The 8785-nt window shown below is 45.1% G+C and carries 12 protein-coding genes; 5 read left to right on the top strand and 7 right to left on the bottom strand.

Features of this window, described 5'->3' with window-relative positions; translation table 11 throughout:
* Positions 1–362 precede the first annotated feature (362 nt).
* From QZ918_RS12905 to QZ918_RS12895, 3 genes are all read left to right on the top strand, one after another.
* Positions 363–1334, top strand: a complete 972-nt coding sequence (locus QZ918_RS12905) for a CobW family GTP-binding protein (protein WP_293335522.1) — start codon at positions 363–365, stop codon at positions 1332–1334.
* Positions 1322–2431 (top strand): WD40 repeat domain-containing protein, encoded by a 1110-nt coding sequence (locus tag QZ918_RS12900; RefSeq protein WP_293335518.1) that lies wholly within the window; start codon positions 1322–1324, stop codon positions 2429–2431. Before QZ918_RS12905 ends, QZ918_RS12900 begins: the two co-directional genes overlap by 13 nt.
* Before the next feature lie 126 nt (positions 2432–2557).
* On the top strand, positions 2558–3238 hold the full coding sequence (locus tag QZ918_RS12895) for a CADD family putative folate metabolism protein (RefSeq protein ID WP_293335514.1): 681 nt from the start codon (positions 2558–2560) through the stop codon (positions 3236–3238).
* Here QZ918_RS12895 and QZ918_RS12890 read toward each other — a convergent pair.
* From QZ918_RS12890 to QZ918_RS12880, 3 genes are all read right to left on the bottom strand, one after another.
* The gene (locus tag QZ918_RS12890; protein WP_293335511.1) at positions 3220–3348 is read right to left on the bottom strand and encodes a hypothetical protein; all 129 of its coding nucleotides are present in this window, start codon (positions 3346–3348) and stop codon (positions 3220–3222) included. The two genes, QZ918_RS12895 and QZ918_RS12890, sit on opposite strands and share 19 nt — an antisense overlap.
* Positions 3349–3498: 150 nt before the next feature.
* The gene (locus QZ918_RS12885; RefSeq protein ID WP_293335508.1) at positions 3499–4335 is read right to left on the bottom strand and encodes a metal ABC transporter permease; all 837 of its coding nucleotides are present in this window, start codon (positions 4333–4335) and stop codon (positions 3499–3501) included.
* A 184-nt stretch (positions 4336–4519) separates the two neighbouring features.
* On the bottom strand, positions 4520–5239 hold the full coding sequence (locus QZ918_RS12880) for a metal ABC transporter ATP-binding protein (protein ID WP_293335505.1): 720 nt from the start codon (positions 5237–5239) through the stop codon (positions 4520–4522).
* An 88-nt stretch (positions 5240–5327) separates the two neighbouring features.
* Between QZ918_RS12880 and QZ918_RS12875 the strand changes: the two genes are divergently transcribed.
* Positions 5328–6374 (top strand): metal ABC transporter solute-binding protein, Zn/Mn family, encoded by a 1047-nt coding sequence (locus QZ918_RS12875; protein ID WP_293335502.1) that lies wholly within the window; start codon positions 5328–5330, stop codon positions 6372–6374.
* 85 nt (positions 6375–6459) lie between these two features.
* Here the strand turns inward: QZ918_RS12875 and QZ918_RS12870 are convergent, their stop codons facing one another.
* The 3 genes from QZ918_RS12870 to QZ918_RS12860 all read right to left on the bottom strand — a co-directional run bounded on the left by QZ918_RS12870 (position 6460) and on the right by QZ918_RS12860 (position 7732).
* Positions 6460–6723 (bottom strand): DUF7219 family protein, encoded by a 264-nt coding sequence (locus QZ918_RS12870; RefSeq protein WP_293335499.1) that lies wholly within the window; start codon positions 6721–6723, stop codon positions 6460–6462.
* A gap of 276 nt (positions 6724–6999) precedes the next feature.
* Positions 7000–7167: a metallothionein gene (locus QZ918_RS12865; RefSeq protein WP_293335496.1), complete on the bottom strand. Its 168-nt coding sequence runs from the start codon at positions 7165–7167 to the stop codon at positions 7000–7002.
* A gap of 433 nt (positions 7168–7600) precedes the next feature.
* A complete protein-coding gene (locus QZ918_RS12860) occupies positions 7601–7732 on the bottom strand; it encodes a hypothetical protein (protein ID WP_293335493.1) in 132 nt (43 codons plus the stop codon).
* Between the two features lie 114 nt (positions 7733–7846).
* Here QZ918_RS12860 and QZ918_RS12855 point away from each other — a divergent pair, with 114 nt between their 5' ends.
* A complete protein-coding gene (locus QZ918_RS12855) occupies positions 7847–8257 on the top strand; it encodes an ArsR/SmtB family transcription factor (RefSeq protein WP_293335534.1) in 411 nt (136 codons plus the stop codon).
* Positions 8258–8461: 204 nt separating this feature from the next.
* Here the strand turns inward: QZ918_RS12855 and QZ918_RS12850 are convergent, their stop codons facing one another.
* On the bottom strand, positions 8462–8662 hold the full coding sequence (locus tag QZ918_RS12850) for a heavy-metal-associated domain-containing protein (RefSeq protein ID WP_293146624.1): 201 nt from the start codon (positions 8660–8662) through the stop codon (positions 8462–8464).
* Positions 8663–8785 lie beyond the last annotated feature (123 nt).

The raw sequence follows: 8785 nt of genomic DNA, 5'->3' as shown, positions 1-8785 counted from the left end.
AAGGTTCGTAGTCAGGACTTTAGTCCTTCTTCTATGGATGCGGACTAAAGTCCTCACTACGAACCTACAATCTGTCAAGGTTCGTAGTCAGGACTTTAGTCCTTCTTCTATGGATGCGGACTAAAGTCCTCACTGTCAGGACTTTAGTCCTTCTTCTATGGATGCGGACTAAAGTCCTCACTACGAACCTACAATCTGTCAAGGTTCGTAGTCAGGACTTTAGTCCTTCTTCTATGGATGCGGACTAAAGTCCAGGCTCTCGCGAACAATTTATTAATATTATTTAATATTGTGGCTGCTACCAGCCAGTCTGGTGTAAAATAGCGACAATGGTTATCATTCTACAAAACTAGAGGTAAAATATGGTTACTGCTGGAGCGATCGAATCAGTTCCCGTGACCGTTCTCACAGGCTATCTCGGTGCAGGCAAAACTACGCTACTTAACCACATTTTAACACAGGAGCACGGCAAAAAAGTTGCAGTCATCGTCAACGAATTCGGCGAAGTAGGCATCGACAACCAACTAATAATTGATGCCGACGAAGAAATTTTTGAGATGAACAACGGCTGCATTTGCTGTACAGTCCGAGGCGACTTAATTCGGATTATCGGCAACTTGATGAAGCGGCGCCAAAAATTTGACCACATAGTCATCGAAACGACAGGTTTAGCCGACCCCGCACCCGTAATTCAGACATTCTTTGTAGACGAAGATATGCGGGATCAATTGCTGCTAGATGCAGTAGTTACTGTCGTTGACGCCAAGCACGTATGGCAACATTGGGATGCCGAAGAAGTCCAAGAACAAATTGCCTTTGCTGACGTAGTTTTGCTCAACAAAACAGATTTGGTCACAACAGAAGAGTTGGCAGAATTAGAAAAGCGAATTCGCGCCATGAATGCAATGGCAAAAATTCACCGCACTCACAACGCAGAACTAGAAATTGATGCCTTGTTAGGAGTTCAAGCCTTTGATTTGAATCGCGCATTAGAAATCGAACCCGACTTTTTGAGCGTACACGTTCACGAACATGATGCAACAGTAAAATCAATGGCAATTGTAGAATCTGGCGCTGTAGATGGCGACAAATTTAGTGATTGGATTGGCGAATTGTTGCGAACCAAAGGCACAGACATCTTTCGGACAAAAGGCATTTTAAACATATCCGGACAAGACAAGCGATTTGTTTTTCAAGGAGTACATATGCTGTTCGACGGCAGACCAGATCGAGCTTGGAAAGATAGCGAAACTCCCAAAAATGAGCTCGTATTCATTGGCAGGAACTTAGATGAAACTCAATTGCGAGAGGATTTCCGTCGGTGTCTAGTTTAAAAGAAACAGGCAAAAAAAAGAGCGATGGCGGTGAGCTAACTCTGGAATTTCACGCTAAAGAAAAGTTGTCTGACTACGTAACTGCTGTTACTTGGTCGCGAGACGGCAAAACTTTAGCGGTCTGTTCCGCTGCGGGCGAAGTGATGTTGACGGCAGTAGTAGGGGCAGTCAATAAATTGTCCTTGCAACTGCTGCAAGGTGCCACAGGGAAATCGGCAGATTGCTTGTCTTTTTCTGCCGACAGTCAATTCCTAGCTGCGGGCGGACAAGATGGGCGGGTGCGAATTTGGCGAGTTAATTCTGGGGAATTAATTGCAGATTTGGACAATCAGCGCGTCTGGGTTGATAAGTTAGCTTGGAGTCCCCACTGCAATCAGTTAGCTTTCAGCATGGGCCGCTACGTTCAAATCTGGAATGCTGATGATAATGTTGTTGAAGTAACGCTGAATTTCGACTCATCATCTATTCTCGATTTAGCATGGCATCCAATTGTTCAATACCTGGCAGTTAGCGGCTATAAAGGTGTTAAAGTTTGGAGTGGCGAGGACTGGGATGAAGACCCGGAAATTTTATCAGTACCGTCTGTAACTGGTGCAATTGCTTGGTCGCCGTCAGGGGAATATTTAGCCTGCGGCAATATGGACAATACCCTAATTGTTAGTGAATGGGGCAATTTAGAACCGTGGGTAATGCAGGGTTTTCCGGGGAAAGTTCGCGAGTTGGCTTGGTCGGATCGAACTAATTCTTTGGGTGCACCTTTGTTGGCTGCTTCGAGTTCAAGAGGCATTTCCGTCTGGGAAAGAGATGCTGATGAAAGTATCGGTTGGGAAGGTTGGGCGCTAGAGGTTCATGAAAAAGTTGTAAATGCGATCGCCTTTCAACCTACCACATTTTTATTAGCTTCCGCATCCGCCGACGGTCAACTTTGTTTGTGGTACGAAGCAGAACAATTGCTGCAAATTCTCGAAGGCGCCCAGGGCGGTTTTTCCTGTCTCGCATGGCATCCCGACGGTCAGTTTCTCGCCGCCGGCGGTAGTGGCGGCGAATTGCTGGTTTGGTCAAAGTCTATGCGCGGTAAAGGGTTCGGGCGGCGCTAAGTTGGCATAACTGGCGATCGCCCCAGTGTAGCAAAAACATCAACAATTGAAAACTTGGTATTGACAAAATCCCAGATTGCAATAACATTTTAGTGGCTGCACAATCCCTAAGGGCGATCGCAAATTATGACTCAACAGCAATTTCTCGAACAACTCAACAGCATTCTCGACCAAAACCACCTGCTGAAACATCCGTTGTACCAAATGTGGAACGAAGGCAAACTCGACATCGCAATGTTGCAAGAGTACGCACAAGAATACTACCTGCAAGTTCACAACTTCCCCACCTACGTCAGCGCTACCCACGCCGCCTGTGACGACATCAAAATTCGTCAAATGCTCCTCGAAAACCTCATAGAAGAAGAGCGAGGCGCTGCAAATCACCCCGAACTGTGGCTGCGCTTCGCCGAAGGTTTGGGTTTAGACAGAAATGCAGTTCTCGATCGCGAACATTTAGAAAAAACCACCGAATCTGTCCGCATTCTCAAAGACTTAGCGCGCAGCGAATCTCCCGCCAAAGGTTTAGCCGCCCTCTACGCTTACGAAGCACAAATCCCCGAAGTTTCTACAACCAAAATCGCTGGTTTAAAGGAATTTTACGGCATCGATTCACAAGCTGCTTTGTCTTTCTTCCAAGTTCACGAAAAAGCCGATGAGTTCCACTCGGAAGCCACCCGCGAAGCTTTGTTACAGCTTTGTGAAACTGAAGAAGCACAACAAGAAGCACTGTTAGCTGCTGAGAAAGCAACTTTTGCTCTTAATTTACTGCTTGATGGTGTTTACGAAACCTATTGCCAAGCTAAGTAAGGGTCAGTTGACAGTTGACAGTTGACAGTTGACAGTTGACAGCTTCTTTCTGGTAAAAAAGGCATATTGGCAGGGTGGGTTAAGCTAGTGATTGTGACGGATACTCCCAAACAATCTCGGTAGCAAACTCACCCGCCCTTGCTTTATTCATCTCTTGAAATGATCTGCCTTATATCTGCGATTAACCTATCACTCTAAGATTTATACAAGGATTTATACAAAAGGTTTAGTCATAGTTAATTCTACAATCTAAAATCCGATTATCCTCTTTTTCTAGTCAAAATTCCTTGACTGGGACTGAACAGCAAAGCTACTAAAAATAATCCAAAAACAACTAATACAATTGCCGCACCAGATGGCATATTAAAATAATAGCTAAGATACATTCCAGTCAGACTAGCTGTAATTCCAATAATTGCGCCGACTCCCATCATTAAATGTAACTCTTTTACTAACAAATACGCCGTAATTCCCGGCCCGATTAACAGCGAAATTACTAATAGTGCGCCCACCGTTTGCAAACTCGCCACCACCGTCAGCGTAATCGCCGAAATCATCCCCAAGTAAATCCAGTTTACAGGCAAACCAGACGCCTGTGCTCCTAGCGGGTCGAAGGTATAGAATAGCAGTTCTTTGTAAAAGATTTTAACTGCAACCAAAATAATTATAGTTATTATAAAAGTCTGCTGTACGTCAGACGGTGCAACTGACAATATATTCCCGAACAAAAAACCGTCTAAGTCTAGTTTTGTTGTCCGCAACACGCTAATTAAGGTGACGCTAATTGCTAAGAATGTCGATAAAATTAATGCCATAACTGCATCTATTTTAATCCGGGATTGCGATTGAATCCACGCCATAATTATCGCGCTAATGATTCCTGAGATAAATGCGCCGATGGAAATATTGAAACCTAAAGAAAATGCCACCGGCAGTCCTGCTAATACTGAATGGGCAATCATGTCTACCATCATTCCCATTTGCTGTACAATTAAGTATGAGCCAACTACTGCACAGACAATTCCTAGCAATATGCCGACGGCGATCGCATTTCGCATGAACTCGAATTTTAGCGGCTCAATTAGTATGTTTAACATTAAATTTCCTTGATAACAGATAACAGTCGGCGGTTGAAACCGCTTTTGACCTCAAATTCGGATGTGGCGAAGCGCCCGTCATCCGAATTCGAGGTCAAACTACACAAACAAAGTCCGCCTCCGCGGACTGAAGATGAAATTTAAAAATTCTGCACACCTGAAAATTAAAATAATCCCATTTTGCTTAGGCGGAAACTAAACTTAAATCGTATCCATAGGCTTTTTGAATATTAGCAGCAGTCAGGACTTCCCGGCAGGAACCTGTGGCAATTAACTGTTTGTTGAGCAATAATAAATTGTCGTATTGTTTTAAAGTTTCGCCTAAATCGTGGCTGATTACTAGCAATGTTTTGTTTTCGGCTTTGAGTTCGGCGAAAATATCGAAGATAATCTCTTCTGTGGCTTTGTCGATCGCACTAAAGGGCTCGTCGAAGAAGAATAAATCGGCTTGTTGGGCGATCGATCTTGCTAAAAATATGCGCTGCTGCTGTCCCCCGGAGAGTTCGCCAATTTGTCGATCGCGCAAATCCCACATTCCCACCCGCAACAAAGCAGCTTTCACCAACTCCTGCGATTGCTTCGAGGGAGTGCGAAACCAACCAGTCTGGACAGTCCGCGCCATCATCACCGCATTCCAGACAGTAATTGGATAATCCCAGTCAATTTGCGATCGCTGCGGCACGTAAGCCACCCGTCGCAATTGTTCCTTCAACAACCGCCCCTGATATTTTACCAAACCCCGACAGGTCGGAATCAATCCCAGCATCGCTTTCACCATGGTGCTTTTCCCCGCGCCGTTGGGGCCGAACACACCAGTTAACTGTCCCGGATCTAACTGAAAATTCACGCCGTTGAGGGCCGAAATTCCTCGATAATTTACAGCCAAGTCTTGCACTTCTAACATAATTCCAGATTTTGAGAACGATTCTTGTTCGTGCCTACTAGAATAGGATAACTCTAAAAGTAATAACGATTATCGTTCCAAAGCTGAAATGTTAAAAAACTTGACGGAAAAAAGCAGCAGATTGTGCAGTGTGGCGGTTTTGGCGATCGCCTGCGGAGTCGTTGGGTGCTCTTCGGGTTCCGAAACCAGCAAGTCGGCGCCCCAGAGTCCAGCCACCACTCAAACTCAAGCCACTCCCGCCACCAATTTGCCAAAAGTAGTAGCTACGACTGGTGTCATCTGCGATATAACCAGAAAAATTGCCGAAAGTTCGATCGACACCACCTGTCTCATCAAGCCCGGAGAAGATCCCCACGCCTACCAAACCAAACCAGAAGACAGCAAAGCCATTGAAACAGCCAATCTGATTTTATACGCCGGCTACGACCACGAACCCAGCATCATTAAACTAATTAAATCCAGTGCCAATGCCGCACCCAAAATAGCCGTACACGAACTCGCCGTTCCCAAACCGCTGATGGGCGAACACGAACACGAACACGAAGAAAAAGCGGAAAACAAACCCCACGCAGAAGGCGAAAAAGTTCCCGACCCTCACGTTTGGCACAATGCTCAAAATGGCATCCGCATGGTAGAAACTATTCGCGATGAATTGAAAAAGATTGCTCCCAACAATGCCGAACTTTATACCAGCAATGCCGCTAAATTAACAGGTGATTTCCAAAAACTAGATGTTTGGATTAAGGCTCAAATCGCGACAATTCCGGCGGATAAACGCAAGTTAGTAACCACTCACGATGCTCTGAGTTACTATGCCGATGCTTACGGTTTGGAGGTAGCTGGAGCTTTGCAGGGAGTGACAACAGAAGAACAGCCGACAGCCGCCAGAATTGCCGAATTATCATCACAAATTAAGACAGCAGGAGTGCCAACAATTTTTGTAGAAACCACAACCAATCCGAAGTTAATGCAGACTGTAGCGAGGGAAGCAAATGTCAACATTTCCGACAAAGAACTTTACAGCGACGAGTTAGGTGGTTCAGGCACCGGTGCTGATACCTATGAAGGAATGCTAAAAACCAATACTTGTGCAATTACCTCCGGCCTCGGCGGCAATTGTACACCCTTTCCGTAGTGCGCGCAATTTGGTTTGTAGTGAGGACTTTAGTCCGCATCAATCAGAGGACTAAAGTCCTCACTACAAACCTTATTAGACTCTATCAATAAGGCGAATTGCCGTCATCGGTACTGGGGGGTTTTTGCCCAATTCCCAATTGCTTCTTAGAGGATTTTAAATCTTTCCAAAGCGCCTTAATATCTTTATAGGCTTTCTCGGCGCTAATTTTACCCCCTGTTTCCAGAGAGCAAATATAAGTTATTTTCTGAGCAAATTCCTGCAAGTTGGCATTAAATGCCAAGTTTTCAGGTGTGAAATCACCGTAGTAGCGACTGCGAGGATGTAAAAAATCTTCCCGGTCTTTCATTGCCCCCTCCTAATTCAACTTTTGGTTTTATCTCTGCTATTAATAGCAGTCTTTGCACTTAGTATTGCGACCCTAACTTGCTTTTATTGTATTCCCAACGTAACAATTGTGCTTTTTCCCTGTGTACTTAGTCGATTAAACCACTTTTAACCTTTGATTACCCGTATTTTAACCTTGATTTAACCTAAAAACACAAAAATTGGGAAATGCGCTGTTCGCATCTCCCCTTAGATATATTTTTACAGAGGTTCCTTAACCTTTTCGGAAGCGGAATATTTATTTGCTGCACTCGCAGCCGGTGTGGCCGCAGCCGCTACCGTTGGGGTGCCCGTCAGCGCAAGCAGTCGAACAGTAGGATTTTCCGTCTTTTGCGATCGCTTCACTGAGGTTGACAACGCACAAACAAGAAGGGCAAGCACATTTCATTTGGGTGACGGTAGTCATAAAAAACACTCGGTAAGTGGGAAACTCAGTATCTTTAAGATCTGAGAGGAAAACTCCAAGAGCGGTTTCAACCGCCTTGAATCTTTATCTGCCCCTTTCGGGGTTGGAGGGGTATGGTTGCCCCTCCGTGGAGATCTGGTTGTCTCCTAATCCCTTGCGGGTAATGTTCGCTTGTCGGTCAATGTTATAAGGGCTTGTTACGCTGGCAACACTGTCTCAGTGACCTTAAGACTGTTTAATTACCAACGACAGAGCGGAAAACTAGCGTCGCATTCTCCGGTGTCATGACCCAAATAACGTAGACCTTTAAGATCTTAGGCTGGTCAGTACAGCTTGCTTAATTGCTCTTGCAAGCTCAGTCCCTTTAGGGCTGGGTTACTGACTTTACTTTCTCCTGGTGGGTTTTTGCCTATACATATATCTGAACATATATTCAGATATATGTCAAGGAGATTTCAACAGTTGACAGTTGACAGTTGACAGTTGACAGTTGACAGTTGACCGAAGGAGGGCGACCTCTACCTTTAAGTCCGAGGATTGGAATAATGAAAAGTCTGATTTTCATTTCTCCCGCTCCGGTTTGGGGCTTTCAACTAATTGTTTCTGGTAAAAGTTTTGTAACAAAAGGTTGACCGATCGCGCTAATATGAAAATGAGAATTAAAATCAGCCGGGAAAAGATGTCACCGAAGTCTGCTGTTAACGGAGCGATAAGTCAGCCTGACCAACAAAACGATACACCAACCTGCGGGCGATCGCACGCAGTTGAAAGTTCACGGGTTGGACACATCCAAACACAAGTGCTGAAGACAGCAAAAGCCCAACGGATGGCAGAGTTTTTCAGTCTTTTGGGAGATGCGAACCGGCTGCGGCTGCTGTCTGTGTTAGCAAATCAAGAATTGTGCGTGTGCGACTTGGCGGCGGCTTTGAGCATGAGCGAATCGGCTGTATCGCACCAGTTGCGGGCGTTGCGGGCGATGCGGTTGGTAAGTTACCACAAAGTTGGGAGACAAGTTTTTTATAGTTTACTCGATCGACACGTTTTAGAACTTTACCAAGCAGTCGCCGAACACTTGGACGAAGAATCTTAATTAGTCAGTTGTTGGTTGTCCGTTGTCAGTTGTCAGTTGTCAGTTGTCAGTTGTCTATGCGCGGATGCTGTAGGGGCGAGTTCACCAACATCTATGATGCACATCCAGAATATTTGTAAACTCGCCCTCCCCAACCAAAGATTCGGGTAAGCGATTATCTGTAAATCAGCCCCGATCGCACGCAAACCAGGGCTTATCGTAATATTAGGCTTCCAGGACTGTGTGACCGGAAGCAACCACAGCTTGTTTAATAGACTCTTCCGAGGCTTTAGCTTCCACAGTCACAGTTTTGGCGGCTAAATCTACATCAATCTTAGCTTCCGGTTCAACGGTTTTGATGGCTTCGGTAATAGTGTTTCCGCAGCCGGAACAGACGATCGACGGAACATGAAGTTTGAGTGCCATAATTAAGCGATATCTTGTAGATGACAGGATTGATCTTGTTTCTATCTTAGCCAAATCTCCCTTGATATTTGAGATTTTTCGTCCTATTTTTTGTCTCATACCGTTTTTTCAAGGTAGGAAACG

This window comes from Microcoleus sp. CAWBG58 (genome assembly GCF_020883045.1).
Lineage (GTDB): Bacteria > Cyanobacteriota > Cyanobacteriia > Cyanobacteriales > Microcoleaceae > Microcoleus.
Note: the sequence above shows the minus strand (reverse complement) of the source record. Positions and strands in the feature narration are given on the sequence as shown.